The 17,610-nt window shown below is 73.3% G+C and carries 14 protein-coding genes; 6 read left to right on the top strand and 8 right to left on the bottom strand.

From position 1 onward, the window contains the following. Positions 1-16: 16 nt before the first annotated feature. The 8 genes from ACN28A_RS20960 to ACN28A_RS20925 form a co-directional block, all read right to left on the bottom strand. Entirely contained in the window at positions 17-901 is an 885-nt protein-coding gene (locus tag ACN28A_RS20960; RefSeq protein ID WP_421397249.1) for a transketolase family protein, read from the bottom strand. Further along, positions 898-1,674: a 1-deoxy-D-xylulose-5-phosphate synthase N-terminal domain-containing protein gene (locus tag ACN28A_RS20955; RefSeq protein WP_421397247.1), complete on the bottom strand. Its 777-nt coding sequence runs from the start codon at positions 1,672-1,674 to the stop codon at positions 898-900. Before ACN28A_RS20955 ends, ACN28A_RS20960 begins: the two co-directional genes overlap by 4 nt. Further along, positions 1,674-3,521, bottom strand: a complete 1,848-nt coding sequence (locus ACN28A_RS20950) for a M20/M25/M40 family metallo-hydrolase (RefSeq protein WP_421397245.1) — start codon at positions 3,519-3,521, stop codon at positions 1,674-1,676. The genes ACN28A_RS20955 and ACN28A_RS20950 overlap by 1 nt, the downstream gene beginning before the upstream one ends. Next, positions 3,512-4,543: an N-acetyl-gamma-glutamyl-phosphate reductase gene (gene argC / locus ACN28A_RS20945; protein WP_421397243.1), complete on the bottom strand. Its 1,032-nt coding sequence runs from the start codon at positions 4,541-4,543 to the stop codon at positions 3,512-3,514. The genes ACN28A_RS20950 and argC overlap by 10 nt, the downstream gene beginning before the upstream one ends. Next, complete coding sequence (locus ACN28A_RS20940; RefSeq protein ID WP_421397241.1) at positions 4,543-5,427, bottom strand: ATP-grasp domain-containing protein; 885 nt, start codon at positions 5,425-5,427, stop codon at positions 4,543-4,545. The genes argC and ACN28A_RS20940 overlap by 1 nt, the downstream gene beginning before the upstream one ends. Then, positions 5,420-5,605, bottom strand: a complete 186-nt coding sequence (locus ACN28A_RS20935; protein WP_421397239.1) for a lysine biosynthesis protein LysW — start codon at positions 5,603-5,605, stop codon at positions 5,420-5,422. The genes ACN28A_RS20940 and ACN28A_RS20935 overlap by 8 nt, the downstream gene beginning before the upstream one ends. 19 nt (positions 5,606-5,624) lie before the next feature. Continuing rightward, on the bottom strand, positions 5,625-6,329 hold the full coding sequence (locus ACN28A_RS20930) for a 2OG-Fe dioxygenase family protein (protein WP_421397237.1): 705 nt from the start codon (positions 6,327-6,329) through the stop codon (positions 5,625-5,627). Between the two features lie 670 nt (positions 6,330-6,999). Further along, positions 7,000-7,698, bottom strand: coding sequence for a CGNR zinc finger domain-containing protein (locus tag ACN28A_RS20925; protein ID WP_421397235.1), 699 nt, complete (start codon positions 7,696-7,698; stop codon positions 7,000-7,002). 580 nt (positions 7,699-8,278) lie between these two features. Between ACN28A_RS20925 and ACN28A_RS20920 the strand changes: the two genes are divergently transcribed. The 6 genes from ACN28A_RS20920 to ACN28A_RS20895 all read left to right on the top strand — a co-directional run bounded on the left by ACN28A_RS20920 (position 8,279) and on the right by ACN28A_RS20895 (position 17,584). Next, positions 8,279-8,761, top strand: coding sequence for a class I SAM-dependent methyltransferase (locus ACN28A_RS20920; RefSeq protein WP_421397233.1), 483 nt, complete (start codon positions 8,279-8,281; stop codon positions 8,759-8,761). 64 nt (positions 8,762-8,825) lie between these two features. Beyond that, positions 8,826-9,149: a DivIVA domain-containing protein gene (locus ACN28A_RS20915; protein WP_421397232.1), complete on the top strand. Its 324-nt coding sequence runs from the start codon at positions 8,826-8,828 to the stop codon at positions 9,147-9,149. An 80-nt stretch (positions 9,150-9,229) separates the two neighbouring features. After that, positions 9,230-10,819 carry a TIGR02677 family protein gene (locus tag ACN28A_RS20910; RefSeq protein ID WP_421397231.1) on the top strand — a complete coding sequence of 530 codons (1,590 nt, stop codon included), beginning with the start codon at positions 9,230-9,232 and terminating at the stop codon, positions 10,817-10,819. Then, entirely contained in the window at positions 10,816-12,054 is a 1,239-nt protein-coding gene (locus ACN28A_RS20905; protein ID WP_421397230.1) for a TIGR02678 family protein, read from the top strand. The genes ACN28A_RS20910 and ACN28A_RS20905 overlap by 4 nt, the downstream gene beginning before the upstream one ends. Beyond that, positions 12,051-16,337, top strand: coding sequence for a TIGR02680 family protein (locus ACN28A_RS20900; protein WP_421397229.1), 4,287 nt, complete (start codon positions 12,051-12,053; stop codon positions 16,335-16,337). The genes ACN28A_RS20905 and ACN28A_RS20900 overlap by 4 nt, the downstream gene beginning before the upstream one ends. Continuing rightward, positions 16,337-17,584 (top strand): TIGR02679 family protein, encoded by a 1,248-nt coding sequence (locus ACN28A_RS20895; RefSeq protein ID WP_421397228.1) that lies wholly within the window; start codon positions 16,337-16,339, stop codon positions 17,582-17,584. Before ACN28A_RS20900 ends, ACN28A_RS20895 begins: the two co-directional genes overlap by 1 nt. Positions 17,585-17,610: the final 26 nt, after the last annotated feature.

Below are 17,610 nucleotides of genomic sequence, written 5' to 3'. Positions count from 1 at the left end.
TGCTCTGCGGCCGAGGTCAGGCGGCTTGCAGTACGGCGGATACGGTCAGGCCCAGCGCGGCGAGGGTCTCGTCGTGGCTGCCGCCCTCGGTCGGCCAGTCGGTGCCGGCGTTCACCCCGCGCACGTCCCGGCCGGGCAGCATCAGCGCCAGCGTGGCGGCGACGCTGCCGGCCCCGCGGTGCTCCTCCACCACCACCAGCCGGCGGGCGCCGGCCAGCTGCGGTACGACCTCGGCGAGGCTCTCGGCGTCCACCCAGCACAGGTGGGCGTGGCCCAGCTCGGGCCGCTGCTCGGTGGCGGCGGCACAGAGTTCGGTCGGCTTCTCTCCGATCGAGACCAGGCAGGTCCCCTCGGTGAGCGGGTTGAGCCAGCTGACCGTGCCCCGGGCGGCCGGCACCAGCGGGACGTCGAAGACGTCGTTGCGGGCCAGCCGCACGTAGCACGGCCGGTCGCCGGCCGCCGCCGTGCGGATCACCTCCCGGGTCTCCGCCTCGCCGGCCGGTACGGCGATCCGCAGCCCCGGCAGGCTCTGCGCCACGGCCAGGTCCTCCAGGCAGTGGTGGGTGGGCCCGAACCAGGCCCCGGACACCCCGCCGTACGGGCAGACCAGCACCACCGGCGCACCGAGGTAGCCGAGCCCGAGCTTGACGCTCTCGGCGGCCCGGAACATCGCGAAGGTGGCGAAGGTGCTGAGGAACGGTCGCAGCCCGGCCGAGGCGAGCCCGACCGCGATGTCCACCGCCGACGCCTCGGCGATGCCCAGGTTGAGGAACCGGTCCGGGATCCGCTCCTGGAAGCCGTGCTTGGCACCGCCGAGGTCGGCCTCCAGGCAGACGATCCGCGGGTCGGCCTCGGCCAGCTCGGTCAGCTCGGCCTTGTACGCGTCTCGTGCCGACATCATGGCCGGATCGCCGCCTTCCACTGCTTGGCCCGGGCCGGGCTCACCTTGACGTAGTGCGAGCCCGCCTTGCCCTCGGTCGCCGGCACGCCCTTGCCCTTGACCGTGGCGGCCAGCACCGCCTTCGGCCGGTCGGTGGGCGCCATCGCCGCCATCAGCTTGTCGATGTCGTGGCCGTCCACCTCGATCACGTCGAAGCCGAACGCGGTCAGCCGGGCCGGCAGGTCGGTCAGCGGCGAGATGTCCGCGACGTAGCCGTCGTTCTGGCCGCCGTTCACGTCCACCACCACGGTCAGTCCGGTCACCCGCTTGGCGTGGGCGACCTGGAGCGCCTCCCAGACCAGGCCCTCCTGGAGCTCACCGTCGCCGACCACCGCGATGGCGCCGCCGGGCTGCCCGAGCAGCTGCCGGGAGAGCGCCCAGCCGACGGCGTAGGCGAGGCCGTGCCCGAGGCTGCCGGTCGGGAACCGCACCCCGGGGACCTTCGGACCCGGATGACCGGTGTACGGCGATCCCGCCTGGCCGTAGCGCGGCGCCGGGTTCTCCGTGATCACACCGTTCTCGTGCAGTACCGCGTAGAGCGCGGCGGCGGCGTGCCCCTTGCTCAGCACCACCTCGGTGCCGGGCCGGGACCTGGCGACCGCGTACGCGGCCACCAGGATGTCCAGCACGGAGAGGCTTCCGCCGAGGTGGCAGCCGACCGGGCTGCCGGCCATCTCGACCACCAGCCGGCGGGCCCGGGCGGCCTGTTCGTTGAGCAGATCGGTCTCGTTCATCAGCGCTTCCACCAATCCCGTACCGCTGCGGACAGCACCGCCCTGGCCTGCCGGTACTCGCCGGCCGAGATCCGCTCGTCCGGCGTGTGGTCGAGGCTGGCGTCGCCCGGCCCGTACGCCACCATCGGCACGCCCCGCCAGGTGGTGGCGAGGGTGTTCATGTCGCTGCTGCCCTTCTTGGCCAGCAGCCGGGGCGGGCCCCCGGTGACCGCCCGCAGGGCACGGGTGAAGGCCCGTACCAGCGGGTCGGTCCGGGACGTACTGACCGCCGGGGTGGCCAGCAGCAGTTCCGCGTCGCCGAAGGCGGGCAGCAGTTCGTCCACCTCGACCTGTGGCGGCACCCGCACGTCCAGGACCGCCGAGGCGGTCTGGGTCGCACCGGAGCCGCCCGCGGCCAGGCCCAGCACCGCGAAGAGTGCCTCCGGGCTGCGCTTGCCGACCTCGGTCTCCGCCTCGCCGATCGCGTCGACAAGCCGGCTGCCGGCGGTGCGCCGGCCCTGCCCGGCGGTGTGCCCGGCGGACTGCTCGACCCGGACCCGCACCTTGCAGACCCCGTGGTAGCCGATGGTGACCGCGCCGGCACCGCTCGGCTCGCCGACGATCACCGCGTCCGCCGGGTAGTGGTCCCGGGCGAAGAGCGCACCGGCCGCGGTGCGTTCCTCCTCGACCGTGCCGACGACCCGCACCGTCACGTCCTCGGGTATCTCCAGCTCGGCCAGGGTCTCCAGGAAGACCGCCAGGCTCGCCTTCGCGTCGACGCAACCCCGGCCGGTGAGCGTGTCACCGTCCCAGGCCGCCGGCCAGCGGTACGGCACGGTGTCCATGTGCCCGATCATCAGCAGGGTGCGCGGGCCGGAGCCGCGGGTCGCGACCAGGTTGCCGGCCGCGTCCAGCATCGCCGGCACCTTCCGCTCGGTGAGCCAGTCGAGCAGGAACAGCCCGAGTTCCCGCTCGTCGCCGGAGACCGAGGAGATCTCCACCATCCGGGCCAGCAGGTCCAGGTCCGGCGCCGGTGCCGGGGCCCGCCAGAACCGGGTGGCCCGGTACGCGTTCACGGTGTGCGGCCCGGTGATCGCCACGTCCGGCGTACCGGTGAGGGCCAGCTCGGCGGCGCGGACCTTCTGCCGCATCCGCCCCTTGGCGTACGTCATGCCGTCGCCCCGGCCCAGGTGTGGCAGCGTGCTGGACCGGTCGGCCGGATCGGCCAGCAGTCCCGGCGTACCGGTGACCAGTCGCAGGTGGTCGGCGTCGAGCGCGCGGGCGAGTTCGGCGGCGAGCACGTCCGCGTCGACGTTTATCGGCGCACCCCCGTCGTCGGCGGCGACCGGCGGCGAGACGCAGACCACGTCGAACGCGGTGAGCAGCGCCGTCAGCCGGGACGCCGCCACCTCGCGGACCACCCCGGCCCGGTGGTCCCGGACCAGCCGCTGCCGGCCGCCGTCGACGACCCGCAACGGGCGGTTCGGCGTGCCGCTGACCAGCGCCTCCGCGCTGGCGGTGTCCCCGAAGACGGTCAGGCCGCGCCTGGTCAGTTCGTCGCGTACCCGGGGCAGCGTCAGCCGCTCGTAGGCCGCGACGATGTACGGCATCTCGTCGGGCGGGCAGTACCGCACCTCGTCGCCGCCGGCCAGCGTCACCGTCCGCATCGGACGGTCGAGGCTGGCGTAGTAGTCGGCGATGTCGGCGGCACCGCCGCAGACCAGTAGGATTCGGGCACCGCCGTCCCGCAGGACGGCGAGTTCGTCGTAGATCGCCGTATGCCGCAGACTCGCGCTCCCCACCTTCACCACGTAGAGCGGCGAGTACGGGGAGACGGCCGACAGACCGGCGTTGTTCATCACGGCCATCCGCCTGCCTCCGGAAGTCCCAGTCGTTCGTCCAGGCCGTAGACGCGGTTCAGGGCCTGCACCGCCTGCCCCGCACCGCCCTTGATGAGGTTGTCGAGCGTGCAGACCGACACCCAGCGGTCGTCCTCGACCGCCACGCCCACCTCGGCGACGTTGGAGCCGACGACCGTCTTGAGCATCGGCAGCGCCATCGGGGTACGCCCGTTCGCCATCCGTACGAACGGCGTGTCCGCGTACGCCCGCGCGTACGCCCGCCGCACGTCGCCCACCTCGGCGCCCGGGTTGAGCCGCCCGTAGGCGGCGACCATGACGCCCCGGGCGACCGGCAGGCTGAACGTGGAGAACTGGATGTCCGGGGTGTTCCCGGTCAGGTCGGTGATCGCCTGCCGCACCTCGGGGGCGTGCCGGTGCCCGTGCAGCCGGTGCACCCGCACGTTCCCGTCGCGTACCGCCGGGTGCTCGACGCTGCCGCTGCCGCTGCCGCTGGACCCGGTCTTGGCGTCCACCACCACCTGTGGTGCGGCCACCCCGGCCTGGAACAGCGGATAGAGCGCGTAGATCGTCGAGGCCGCCATGCAGCCGGGCAGGTTCAGCACCGGCTCGGTCGGCTTGGCGCAGAACTCCGGCACCCAGTACGGGATCGGGTGCCGCCAGCCGCCGGCCGACTCGGGATAGTGCTTGGCGATCTCGTCGGGTTGGCGCAGCCGGTAGTCACCGGCCACGTTGACCACGAGGTCGGCGTTCGCCGAGACCTCCTCCAGGACGGTCGGCAGCGTGCCGTTGGGCAGGCAGGCCACCGCCACGTCGACCTTGGGCATCTCGTCCAGCGCCCGCATCCGGTGCTCGCCCACCGGCGAGTTCCGCAGTCCCGGCACCACCTGCCCGACCCGCTGGCCGGCGTGCCGGTTCGAGGAGACGAACCTCGGCTCGACCTGCGGGTGCGCGGCCAGCAGCCGCATCAGCTCGGCGCCGATGAACCCGCTGCCGCCCAGGACCGCCACGGTAATCCGGTTGTCGCCCATCAGGCCGCCACCCCCGTCGGAATCGTGGCGAACACCCGGTCCCGGACGTACTCGGCGACGTGGCCGGGGATGTCCACCCCGTGGATCTCGGAGGAGCGGGCGAAGTCGGGGTTGGTGTTGACCTCCAGCACCCACATCTCGCCGGTCTCCACCGACTCCACCAGGTCGATGCCGTAGAAGCCCGGCCCGAAGCAGTCGACGACCCGGTCGCAGAGTTCGCGCGCCCGGTCCGTCACCGGCACCGGCTGCACCGCGCCACCCTGGTGGGTGTTGGTGCGCAGCCCGGGGCTGACCTGCCGGTACGCCACCACCGGCCGGTGGCCGACGACGTGTACCCGCAGGTTGTAGCCGGGCTTCGGCACGTACTGCTGCACCACCACCGGGAAGTGCGTGCCCCTGGGGTCCAGCCCCTCCCGGCCACCGGCCCAGGCGTCCAGCTGGGCGGCGTCGGAGACGCGCACCACGCCCCGACCCCACGACCCGCTGATCGGCTTGAGCACCGCGTCCCCGCCGAGCGCGGCGACGTACTCGCCGACCTGCTCGACGGAGAACGCCACGTGTGTCGTCGGGTGCGGTACGCCGGAGCGGGCGAACGCGATCGCCTGCAGGTCCTTGGAGAGGCAGAGGCGTACCGCCCCCGGCGTGTTGAGCGTCTCGATGCCGGCCTGCTCGAACCGGTCCGACATCGCGGCCAGTTCCCGGTGCGAGACGTTGCGCAGCAGCACCGCCCGCGGCGGTGGCACGGCGCCGTTGAGGATCGCGGCGGTGTGCCGGGGCGTCACCGACCGCGCGGTCAGCCCGGTCGCCCGGAGCGCCCGGAGGAGCAGCCGCTCCTCCGGACGCACGATGGTGACCGAGACCAGCACATCGGCGGTCTCATTCACCCCAGTCCTCCTCCACCTCGGGCGCGCGGTCGAGCCGGATCGCCGGGTCCAGGTCGATGACCTCGTGCTCCTGCCCGCAGCCGCGGCAGGACAGGATGTCGCCCAGTTCGGTCTCGTCCGGTACGGCGATGTCGGTGTCGCACGCCACGCAGGCGGGTGCCGTCGTCACATTCACCATGGGAATCCCTCCGGATTTTTCAGGCCCGCTCGAAATCGACAATCATCATGTCCCGAATGGCGGTCGACGAACCGCCCGGGACGATGGGCGTAACCTCGTGCTCCATCGTCCGGTCGTCCAGCACCATCGTTTCCATCGGGGCCAGCAGCGTGTGCTCGAACACCGGCACGTCCTCGCCTTTCCGGAACAGCCGACTCAGCCCGCCGAGGCAGTTCTCCCGACCGATGAGGTGCATGATCACGTAGTCGTGACCGTCGCTGTGACGTCCCTCCGGCGCCGGCGCCGAAGCAGCGTCACCGGTGGCTATCACGCGAATCGCGTGCACCGTGATGACCCACTCCGTCTCCTTCTCCTCCACCTGCCGTACCAGATCGAGGTCGTGGGCGATCGTCGCCTGGAAAGTCGCGTTGTCAAGCGTCTTCCCCAGCAGCGGCTCGAACACCCTGACCTGCCCGCCGTAGACCCGGTTGACGTCCTTACCCTGGACGAACGCCCCGGTCGGCAGGCGCTCCACCGAGCCGTCGCCACGCGCCAGCAGCCGCCCCAGGCGGCGGTACCGTGACGTGCGGTGACTCGGTCTGACGTACGGGTCGATCGGCAGATCGTCCCAGGCACTCGCGAATTCCTGCCAATCGGCATTCGCGGATACCGGTAGTCGTCCGTGACTCCATCCCTTTTCCGCGATATCTTGCGATCGCGGCAGGACAGCATCCTCTGTGCGCATTGCCGAACCTCCCTTATCGGCCAGATTTGAAGCTAGTCGGGAGGCGGTACTCCGATGGCCGGCCGCGCACTACTCAATGCCCCCGGAAGATGCACCTATCTCCCGGTGCCGACTGCCTAGCCGTCATCGACGCTGGTCAGTCCACTGGAAGCGGCGCGGAGGCTGCTCGGAGGCAGCTGGGCGCGGCCTGGAAGCAGCCTGGGAACTTGGCCGGCACCGGTGTGCCGGGCAGCGACGGCCGTCACCACGGCAGCCGTGCCGACACCGCCAGCCCCGCACCCCCTCGACGCCCCGCCACGCCGGGCCGCCACCGCTCGCCTGCCGCCGCTCGCCTGCCGCCGCTCGCCTGCCGCCGCTCGCCTGCCGCCGCTCGCCTGCCGCCGCTCGGCCTCGACCTGGACACCAGAGGCGTTACCGAAGGGCGGTAACGCCTCTGCTGTCCAGGTCGAGGGACGCGCAGCCGCGCCGACGGCGCCTCGGTCGAGGACCATCGACGGTAGGGCGGGATGGCGGCGGGCTGCCCGGGACGACAGCGGGCGGCATCGGATGCCGGCGCGCGTGCACCCTGTGCTCCAGCGGGATCGTCGGTCAACGACCGGTCGAGGTGGGTCGACGACGGGTGGGATGCCGTCGGTGACATGTCCGGACGGCGATCGGCGTGCCGATCGACCTACCGGGTGACGGCCCGCGCGGCGCGGCGACGCTCGGTGAGTCGTCGCGACTTGACGGCGCTGCCACAGTCGGCCATCCGGCACCAGCGGCGGGAGCCGTTGCGGCTCTGGTCGAGGAAGAGCCAGCCGCAGCCGCCCTCGGCCAGCGGACATCGGCGCACCCGGGTCAGGTCCGACGTCAGCAACACGTCGAGGACACTCTCGACGATCCGGTCGGCCACCAGCATGGTCGGCACGCTGCCGTAGGCGAGGCGCACCTCCGGCGGGTCACCTCGGTCGAGCACCAGCGTCGCGCGGGCGGCGGCCCCGGACCACCGCTCCTGCAATCCGACCAGGGCGGCACCCGCCGCGATCGGATCACCCCAACCGGGGCCGCCCTGCGCACCCGCTGCACCGCCGTCGGCGTCCGGGATCGACGCGAGCAGCACCAGGTGCAGCTCTTCCCGGATGTTCCGCACGGCAGTCAGACCCGCGTGTGCCGCCCCCGGATCGTCGCGCCACGCCCGGCCCACCCGGTCGGCCTCCGCGTCGCTGACCAGACCCACCCGGGTTGTCCAGCGCAGCAGTGCGGAGGTGTCGGAGAGGAAGTCGTGGGGCTGGTAGCCGTCCACCGGCGGCGCCCCACGCTCGAGCGTGTTGACCAGATCGAGTGCGGGGTGCCCGCCGACCAGCGGCAGTTGGCACACGTCGAGTGGCATGAATGCAGGCTACCATCTACAGCATCATCAGAGGTAGCAGAAAGACGCTTGTTTGTTGAGTACCCTCCGGCCGGGAGTTCGCCGAACACACGCTGCCCTCGGCTCGATGGCCACTGTCGACGGTTACAGCGGACGATGCGGCAACCGGTTTCATACCTGACGGTGGATGCCGCGGCCGGACACGACGACCCAAGGCGCAGCAGAGCAAGGGACGCGTCCGCAATGCGGCATTCAGCCGTGAAGCGCCTTGGTTGCCACTGATGCGAACGCCCGTGGCGGTTCGGGCGATCATCACCTGGTCGAAACTTTTACCAGCCGCGTAACCCTGCCGCCCCACGGCCCGCTGCGATGTACTGGCGGTATCCGGGTCCTCTCCTGGTGACCGAGGGCACGGTGCAGCCGGGCGTCCAGAGAGGTGCAATGGGGTGTATGAGCAGAACCCGGACCGGCGAGTGACGCGGTGAGATGTGCCGTGCCGACCCGCACCACGGGTCTCGTCACCGACCCAGGCAGTACCGCGCCGGGTACGTCGGCTTCCGTCCCGCCCGCGACCTATCGGCAACTCTGGGCGGTCGAGGCGATGACCGTAAGTCCGCACGACCATCTGCTGGAGATCGGCTGCGGCCGAGGGGTTGCCGTCTCGCTGGTCGCCAGTCGGCTCGCCACCGGCCGGATCGTCGCGATCGACCGGGCGGCGACGATGACGCGGCTGGCGGCCGCCCGCAACGCCGGACACATCAGCGCCGGCACGGTCGAGATCCGCTGCGCCGACTTCGACTCGGCGGACCTACCGAACCGGTACTTCAACAAGATCTTCACCGTGAACGTCAACCTCTTCTGGCTGGGTGCCGCCACCCGGCAGATCGACCGGATGCGGCGGCTGCTGACCCCGGGCGGCCGGCTCTACGTGTTCGGCGAGCGACCGGTCTCCGGGCACCCGAGGGCGAACCTCAGCGCCACCGAGCAGTTGCTCCGGTCCAGGGGGTTCAGCACCACCAGCTCGATCGAGGCTCGCGGCCGCGGCCGGGTACTCACCTGCGTCACCGCGAGACCGACGGCCTGAGCCGGCCAGGGTTGAGGAGTGAAATCTACGGCGATGTCGGCGTAGCTGAGCGGGATCGCGGGCATTGCTGGTCCTCCCGGGTTGGCACCCGGCGCGACACCTCGACCCGGACCAGGCCCGCACAAAAACGTTCGGCACCCGCTGGCGCGGCCTCGACCCCGTCCAGGTGTACGCCTACCTGCGCCGACTCGCCGCCGAGATCACCCGGCTCCGCCGGGCCGAGTCAGCCGCCCGGACCGAGGCGGACCGCCTCCGCACCGAACTGCACCAATGGCAGGCCCGCCACGCCCGCTGCTGGTTCGTCGACCCGCACCGCCACACCCTCCCCGGTACGCCCAACCGAGCGGACGCACAGAGCGGCCCGCTGGAGCGACTGCACCTGTCCTGAATGCCCCCGTCTGCTCCGCCACGAAACGCCAGAGACGACCGGTGCGACCGGCCCGACTCCGCCGGTGCGATGATGGCTCGATGCCCGGCCGGACCGAATCCTCCGCGCAGCCCTTCGCCCACCTGCAAGCCCAGAACGCCCCGCTCTACCGCGCGATCCTGTCGACCTTCGTCCGGGCGAAGCAACGCTTCACCGTGCACCTGCGTCCCGAGGACGTCCTCGCCGAACTCGGCGCCGGTACGCCGGCCGAGGCGGTCACCGCCGCCCTGACCCAGCTCGCCGAGTGGGGCAACCTGCGGGCCGACCCGGACACCGGCCGGGTCACCACCGTCGAGGACTTCCACCGGGCCCGCTACCTCTACCAGCTCAGCCCGGAGGGGCACGCCGCCGAGCAGGCGATCGCGGTCTACTCCGAGGCGGTGGCGCGGCGCGGGGCACTCCAGTCGGTGGCGCTGTCGGACATCGCCGCCCAGTTGCGCGCCCTGCTCGTCGTCGCCACCGAGGCGAACCCCGGCGACTCGGGACCGGGGATACCGCCGGACCCGGCCAAGACTCACCTGCTGCTGATGAGCCTGGTCGACCGGTTCACCGGGCTGGCCGACAACGCGCAGGCGTTCATGGCCTCGCTGCGCCGTACCGTCGACTTCGCCGACACGGAGGTGGACGTCTTCCTGGCGTACAAGGAGCAGCTGATCTCGTACATCGAGCGGTTCATCGCCGACCTCGCCAACCGGGGCGCCGAGATCGCCGCGCTGGCCGGCCGGATCGAGGCGGCCGGCGTGCTGCCGCTGCTGGAGGTGGCGGCGCGACGCGAGGCAACGGATGCCGCCCCGGCCGACGAGGCCGACGAGCACGCCCGGCAGGCCGCCACCGATGCGGCGCTGGCCGCCTGGCAACAGCGCTGGCGTGGCCTGCGCGACTGGTTCGTCAGTGCCGACGGTGGCGGGCGGCAGTCGCAGGCCCGGCTGCTGCGGGCTGCGGCGATCGGCGCGATCCGCCAACTACTCGGCACCGTGACGGCGATCAACGAGCGCCGGGCCGGCCGCTCCGACCGCTCGGCCGACTTCCGAACGCTGGCGCTCTGGTTCGCCCAGGCTCCCGACGACGAGTCCGCGCACCGGCTCTGGCACACCGCCTTCGGCCTCTCGCCCGCCCGACATCTCACCACCACCACCGAAAGCCTGGCCAGCGCCGAGGAGCGGCCGGTGGCCAGTTCCACGCCCTGGGCCGAAGCTCCGCCGCTGGAGATCAGCCCCCGGCTGCGGCGCACCGGCTCGTACGAGCGGCGCGGCTCCCCCAACCGGGTCGTCGACCGCTCCGAGCAGCGCCGACTCCTCGCGGATCGGGCGGAACGCCAGGCTGCGGAGGTGGCCCTGGCCCGCGCCGCGCTCGTCACCCCGGGGCCGATCACGCTCTCCCGGCTCGGCGAACTGGACAGCGCCGAGTTCCGGCTCTTCCTGCATCTGCTCGGCGACGCGCTCGCGGCCCGGCGGCCGGACGCCGACGAGGTGGTGACCACCACTTCCGACGGCACCCTGCTGGTCCGGCTCGCCCGGCTGGCGGACGCCCCGCAGGTGCGCATCGTCACCGAGGACGGCGTGCTCACCGGCCCCGACCACCTGATCGAGATCACCGATCTCGTCCCGACCGGCAGCCTGACCGCAGCATGAGAAGGACCCGGATACCGGCCGCCGACGAGCCGGCGGCCCGGCTGCGGCAGGCGGCACGGATCCTGCTCGCCCGCCCACTGCTGGTCGCCGGTCTCACCGACGACGGGGAGTTCCGGCTGGTCCGGGCGTGTGCGGCGGAGTTGCGGGAGTGGTTCGAGCGGGAGACCGGCTGGCGGCTCGTCGCCGACGCGCAGACGATCCGGCTGCTGAAGCTCACCGCCGACCCGTACGACGGGACGCACCCGGCCCGCGACCCCAGGGCGAAGACCCCGTTCTCCCGGCAGCGGTACGTGCTGACCTGTCTGGCCCTGACCGCACTCGAACGCACCGACGGCCAGGTCACCCTGGGCCGGCTGGCCGAGGAGATCGTGCTGGCCGCCGCCGAGCCGGCGCTCGCCGACACCGGGTTCGCGTTCACCCTCGACCGCCGGGAGCGCCGCGCCGACATGGTGGCCGTGGTCCGGCTGCTGCTGCACTGGGGTGCGCTGCGCCGGGTGGCCGGCGACGAGGAGGCGTACCTGGGCACGGGCGGGGACGTCCTCTACGACGTGGACCGCCGGGTGATCGCCGGGCTGCTCGCCGCCGCCCGTGGCCCGTCGATGATCTCCGAGGCCACGCCGGAGGCGCGGCTGGACGCACTGACCAGCGAGGTGTTGCTCGATCTCGACGACTCCCGGAACCGGGCGCTGCGGCACCGGCTCACCCGGCTGCTGCTGGAACAGCCGGTGCTCTACTACGACGACCTCTCCGAACCCGAACGCGCCTACCTGACCAGCCAGCGGTTCGCGCTGCTCAACCGGATCACCCAGCTCACCGGCCTGGTCGCCGAGGTGCGAGGTGAGGGCATCGCGATGGTGGATCCGGCCGACGAGCTGACCGACGTGCGGATGCCGGCCGAGGGGATGCAGAGCCACCTGACCCTGCTGCTGGCCGAGCGGATCGCCGCCGCGGGTCCGGACGGCGTGCGGGTCGGCGAGCTGCACCGGCACACCCGGACGCTGGCCCGGGAACACCGGTCCTACTGGCGCAAACACGCCACCGACCCCGGCGCCGAGGTCGACTTGGTGGCGACCGCGCTGGAGGCGCTGCGCGCCCTCAAGCTGGTCACGGTCGAGCCGGGCACCGATCCGCTGGTATGCGGCCGCCCGGCGATCGCCCGGTACGCCCTGGCCGAACCGACCATCCGCGAACGGGCCCAGCCCACCATCCCCGAACAGAAGGAAACCCTACGGTGACGGTGTCCCCGCCCCCGGCACTGCCGACCCGGACACTGCCACTGCCGCAGCAGGAACGATGGCAGCCGCTCCGGGCCGGTCTGGTCGACATCTTCTACTACGACCAGGAGGAGTTCCACTTTCACGGCGGCAGCCTGCTGCTGCGCGGTAACAACGGCACCGGCAAGTCGAAGGTGCTGGCGCTGACCCTGCCCTTCCTGCTCGACGGCGAACTCGCGCCGTACCGGGTCGAGCCGGACGGCGACCCGAACAAACGGATGGAGTGGAACCTGCTGCTCGGCGGCCGGCATCCGCACCCCGAACGGCTCGGCTACACCTGGCTGGAGTTCGGCCGCCGCGACCCCGACGGTCGCCACCACTTCCGCACCCTCGGGGCCGGGCTCAAGGCGGTCGCCGGACGCGGCATCGCCCGGCACTGGTTCTTCGTCACCAGCCAGCGGATCGGCGAGGATCTGCACCTCGTCACGCCCGCCGGCACGGCCCTCGCCCGGGAACGGCTCCGGGACGCGCTCGGCGGTGCCGGCATGGTCTACGACCGCGCCGGTGACTACCGGCGCGCGGTCGACGAGGCACTCTTCGGGCTCGGCAACCGCTACGAGGCGCTGATCTCGCTGCTCATCAAGCTGCGCCAGCCACAACTGTCGAAACGGCCCGACGAGAAGAGCCTCTCCCGGGCACTCGGCGACGCCCTGCCGCCGCTCGACGAGAACCTGATCACCCAGGTCGCCGAGGCGTTCCGCAACCTCGACGACGAGCGGGAGACGCTGCGGGAACTCGCCGAGACGAAACGCGCCGCCGACGACTTCCTGGCCCGCTACCGGCGGTACGCGCAGGTGGCGACGAAGCGCAGGGCAGGCGTACTACGCCAGCGGCACAGCCGCTACGAGCATCTCGGCCGCGACCTCGTGGAGGCGCAGCGGGCGTACGCGGAAGCGGACGAACGGGTCCGGCAGGCACACTTCCGGCTCGCTGAGCTGGAGCACCAGAGCCGGGAGCTGATCGCGCGCCGCCAGGCTCTCGCGGAGAGTCCGGAGGCCCGGACGGCGGAGCACCTGCAGCGGCTGCGGGAGATCGCCGAGGAGCGGACCCGGCTCGCCGAGCGCCAGCGGCAGCACCTGCGCGATGTCGAGTCGGACGTCGCCCGGCACCGGCGCGTCCTCGACGAGGCGGCGGCAGAGCTGCGGCACGCCGAGGAGGTCGAGGCGGCCACCCGGCGAGAGGTGACGGAAGGCGCGGAGCGGGCGAGGATCGCCGACCGGCACCGGGACCAGGTGGTGGCGGCGCTACCGCCCGGCCCGCCGAGCGGGGCGAGCCACAGCGCCGAAACGGCCGACCCGCGCCGCGCCGCCGAAACTGCCGACCCGCGCCGTGCCGCCGAGGTGACCGGGGCGCGCCGCGCGGCGGTCGAGCTGGTCGAGGCGTGGACCGGCGCGCTGCGTACCTTGGACCGGCTGGGCGAGGCGGCCGGGATCGCCCGGGGTCGGGCTGACCGCGCCCGGGGCGAACTCGACCGGCTCGACGGGGAGACGGCCGCCGCCGACCTCCGGACCGGTGAGGCGGAGGCGGCGGCGACCCGGCAGGGCGAACTGCTGGTCGACCAGGTCCGGGAATACCTCGCCGGCCTGGTCGAGCTTCCGGTCGCCGAGCCCGACACCCTGCTCGCCCGGCTGGAGCAGTGGGTCTCCGGGCTGGCCGGGGAGAACCCGGTGAGCCGGGAGGTGACCCGCGCCGCCACCTCGGCCACCGGGACGCTCGCCCGACAGGACGCCGCGCTGGAGGCCGAGCAGCGCCGTACCCGGGACCGGCTGGACGAGATCGACGCGGAACTGCGCCGGCTCGCCTACGGCGTACACCAGCCCCCACCGACCCCGCACACCCGGGAACCGCGGGTACGCGCGGAACGCGCCGGCGCACCGCTGTGGCGGGTGGTGGACTTCGCGGAGGGCGTACCGGAGGCGGACCGGGCCGGTATCGAGGCGGCGCTGGAGGCGGCCGGCGTACTCGACGCCTGGCTCGACCCGGACGGCACGCTACGCGACCCGGTCTCCGGCGACACGGTGCTGCGACCGGCCGGCGCGGACCCCGGCGCCGCCGTGCCGGACCTGTCCCGCCCCCGGCCGGCGACCCTCGACGGCCTGCTCCGGCCGGCGATCGACACCGCCGATCCCGCCGCCGCCGCGCTGACCGACCGGCTCGTCGCCGACGTCCTTCACGCGATCGGGTACGGCGCCGACTCGGCGGCGGTGACCTGGGTCGACGCCGCCGGCCGGTACGGCAGCGGTGTCCTCGCCGGGCGCTGGACGAAGCCGGCGGCGGAACACATCGGCGACGGCGCCCGGGCCGCGAGCCGGCGCGCCCGGATTGCCCGGCTGCGCCAGGAGGCCGCCGAACTGTCGGCGCTGGCGGACCGCCTCGCCGGTCAGCGCGGCACTCTCGACGAGCGGCGCCGACGGGTCACCGACGAAGCCGACTCGCTCCCCTCCGACCAGCCGGTCCGCGAGGCGCACACCCTCGTCCGGACCGCCTACGACCACCGCCGGGAGACGCTCGCCCGCCGGGACCAGGCGCGGGCCGAGCTGGAGACCGCCGCCCGGGTGGCCGCCACCGCGCTCGCCGAGGCCACCGACTTCGCCGACGACGTCGGGCTGCCGTACTCCACAGAGGAACTCGCCGGGGTACGCGACGGGTTGCAGGCGTACCGGGTGGCGCTGGCCGCCTGGTGGCCGGCGGTGACCGGCATCTGGACGGCGGCCCGACGGCACGGCGAGGCACGGGGGGCCTACCAGGAGCGGCTGACCCGACTCGAACCCGCGGCCGAGGAGGGGGCCTCGGCCGAACAGCAGGCGACGGCGGCCCGGATCGAGTTCGAGACCCTCGACGCGACCGCGGGCGCCTCCGTCGCCGAGTTGCGCCGGCAGCTCGCCGAGGTGGCCGGGGCGGTGACCCGGTGCGAGGAGGCGCAGCGGCAGACCCGCGAGCAGGAAGGCGTCGCCCGGGACGCACGGGGTGCCGCCAGCGGCCGGCGCGACGGTCTCGAACGGGAACTCGACGAGGTCGGCCGGAACCGGGACGAGGCGGTGGCGGCGCTGCGCGCCTTCGCCGGCACCGGACTGATCGACCTGGTCTGCCCAGGGCTGGAGCTACCTGATCCCGGGCAGCCCTGGGCGGCCACCCCGGCGGTGGCGGTCGCCCGGGGCATCGACCGGACGCTCGCCGAGGTCGACACCGAGCAGGCCCGGTGGGAACGCCTCCAGCAGCAGGTGAGCGTCGACATCAAGCTTCTCGCCGACGACCTCTCCCGGCACGGTCACCAGGTGCTGCCCGTCGTACGGGAGGAGACGATGATCGTGGAGGTGGTGTTCCAGGGGCACACCCGCAGCGTCGCCGAGCTCGCCACCGCGCTCGTCGGCGAGGTCGAGGAACGGCAGCGGGTGCTCTCGGCACACGAGCGGGAGGTGTTGGAGACCCATCTCGTCAACGAGGTCGCTGGTGCGCTCCAGGAACTCGTCGCCGGCGCCGAACAGCAGGTGGAGAGCATGAACGCCGAGCTGGAGGCGCGGCCGACCTCGACCGGAATGCGGCTGCGGCTGCTCTGGCGGCCGACGAGGGACGCCCCGGAGGGCCTCGCCGAGCTGCGCGCCCGGCAGCTGCGGCAGAGCACCGACGTCTGGAACGACGAGGACCGGCGCACGGTCGGCGCGTTCCTGCAACGGCAGATCGACCGGGAACGCCTGCGCGACGAGGGGGCCACCTGGACCGAGCAGCTCACCCGGGCCCTGGACTACCGGGCCTGGCACGAGTTCGCCGTGCAGCGCCGCCAGGACGGGCAGTGGCGCCCGGCGAGCGGCCCGGCCTCCGGCGGCGAGCGGGTACTCGCCGCCAGCATCCCGCTCTTCGCGGCCGCCTCCTCCTACTACGGCTCCGCCGGCAACCCGTACGCGCCGAGACTGATCGCCCTCGACGAGGCGTTCGCCGGGGTCGACGACGACTCCCGGGCCAAGTGCCTGGGTCTGCTCGCCACCTTCGACCTGGACGTGGTGATGACGAGCGAGCGCGAGTGGGGCTGCTACCCGCAGGTCCCGGGTCTCGGCATCGCCCAACTGGCCCGGCACGAGGGGATCGACGCCGTACTCGTCACGCCGTGGCGCTGGGACGGGCGGGAGCGGCACCGGCTGCCCCGGCACACCCCGCAGCCACCGCCCCGACAGCGCGCCCCGGACGCCGCTTCCCCGCCCGGCGGGGAGATCGACGGGCAGGTGCCCGGGCTCTGGAACGGCGACTGATGGACCCCGAGCGGCTGCACCGTCAGCTCGGCGGGCCGGAGACCGCCCGACTCGTCCAACGGCTGCGTTCCCGGCTGGCACACGGCCGGGCACTGACCGGCAGCCTCTCGCTGGCCGAGCCGACCGATGCGGAGCGGCGGGCGGTCGAACGGCTGCTGGGACGGCGACCCGGCCGGGGCAGCTCGCTCACGGTCAACCTCGACGATCTCGACCGGGTCGTCCGGCGCAGTGGCATGCACGTCGACGGGCTGGCCGCCGCGGTCCAACTGCTCGGCGGCGAGGTCCGGGTGCTCGCCGACGTCCGGGCCGCCGAGGCCGCCGCCTGGCGCGACGCACTCTCCCCGCTGCCGGCGCTCGGCAGCCGCAGCGCGGAACTCGCCGGCTGGTGCGCGGACCCCGGCACAGCCGCGCTGGTCCGCCGGCTCGGCCGGACACCGGAGGCGGCGGCCCGGCTCACCGCCGACCTGGTCGCGGTGCTCGGGGAGCTGCCCGCCGCGGGAGTACCGCTGGCCCGGCTCGCGGCCCGCAGCGTCGGTGACGCACACGCCCTCGACGCCGACAGCCCGGTCGCGACGCTCGTGCTCTCGGCCGTCCGGGCCACCTGGTGGCGTGCCGGGCCGCTGCCCACCTCCGCCGCCGAGCAGCGACGCGCGCTCTGGGACGTCGCCGGCGTACTCGTCGACGAGCTCTCCTCGACCGTGCTCGTCCTCAACCTGCCCGCCGCCGCCGGCAGCCGGCTGCAGGACCTCACCGCCACCGCCGCCGAACTCGGCGAGCCGGTGGTCCTCACGCTGCGGCAGATCGGTCGGGACCGGCTCCGCTTCCGCGCCACCCCGGTGTACGTCTGCGAGAACCCGACAGTCCTCGCCGCCGCCGCGGACCGGCTCGGCCGGGCCTGCCCACCGCTGGTCTGTGCCGGCGGCCAACCCTCCACCGCGGCGGTGCGCCTGCTGTGCGGTCTCGCCGAGCAGGGGTGCCAACTGCGCTACCACGGCGACTTCGACTGGGGTGGGGTGCGGATCGCCAACCTGCTCCGATCCCGCATGCCGTGGCGGCCGTGGCGGTACGACGCCGCCGAATACCTGGCCGCCGCCCCGGCCGCCGCATCCGACTCGCTGCGCGGCACACCTGTCGACGCGATCTGGGACCCGGAGTTGACGACGGCAATGCGGCAGCGCGGGGTACGGGTCGAGGAGGAACTCGTCCTCGACGACCTCCTGCTGGACCTGGCGGACGGCCGGGGCTGACGCGGTTGCGCTGTCGCGGGACGGCA

Source organism: Plantactinospora sp. WMMB782, assembly GCF_049179135.1.
Taxonomy (GTDB): Bacteria; Actinomycetota; Actinomycetes; order Mycobacteriales; family Micromonosporaceae; genus Plantactinospora.
Note: the sequence above shows the minus strand (reverse complement) of the source record. Positions and strands in the feature narration are given on the sequence as shown.

Excerpts from the sequence above, each read along its gene's own strand:
- ACN28A_RS20960 (WP_421397249.1), bottom strand. The coding sequence starts at position 901 with ATGATGTCGGCACGAGACGCGTACAAGGCCGAGCTGACCGAGCTGGCC.
- ACN28A_RS20955 (WP_421397247.1), bottom strand. The coding sequence starts at position 1,674 with ATGAACGAGACCGATCTGCTCAACGAACAGGCCGCCCGGGCCCGCCGG.
- ACN28A_RS20950 (WP_421397245.1), bottom strand. The coding sequence starts at position 3,521 with ATGGCCGTGATGAACAACGCCGGTCTGTCGGCCGTCTCCCCGTACTCG.
- argC (WP_421397243.1), bottom strand. The coding sequence starts at position 4,543 with ATGGGCGACAACCGGATTACCGTGGCGGTCCTGGGCGGCAGCGGGTTC.
- ACN28A_RS20935 (WP_421397239.1), bottom strand. The coding sequence starts at position 5,605 with ATGGTGAATGTGACGACGGCACCCGCCTGCGTGGCGTGCGACACCGAC.
- ACN28A_RS20930 (WP_421397237.1), bottom strand. The coding sequence starts at position 6,329 with ATGCGCACAGAGGATGCTGTCCTGCCGCGATCGCAAGATATCGCGGAA.
- ACN28A_RS20925 (WP_421397235.1), bottom strand. The coding sequence starts at position 7,698 with ATGCCACTCGACGTGTGCCAACTGCCGCTGGTCGGCGGGCACCCCGCA.
- ACN28A_RS20920 (WP_421397233.1), top strand. The coding sequence starts at position 8,279 with ATGACCGTAAGTCCGCACGACCATCTGCTGGAGATCGGCTGCGGCCGA.
- ACN28A_RS20910 (WP_421397231.1), top strand. The coding sequence starts at position 9,230 with ATGCCCGGCCGGACCGAATCCTCCGCGCAGCCCTTCGCCCACCTGCAA.
- ACN28A_RS20905 (WP_421397230.1), top strand. The coding sequence starts at position 10,816 with ATGAGAAGGACCCGGATACCGGCCGCCGACGAGCCGGCGGCCCGGCTG.
- ACN28A_RS20895 (WP_421397228.1), top strand. The coding sequence starts at position 16,337 with ATGGACCCCGAGCGGCTGCACCGTCAGCTCGGCGGGCCGGAGACCGCC.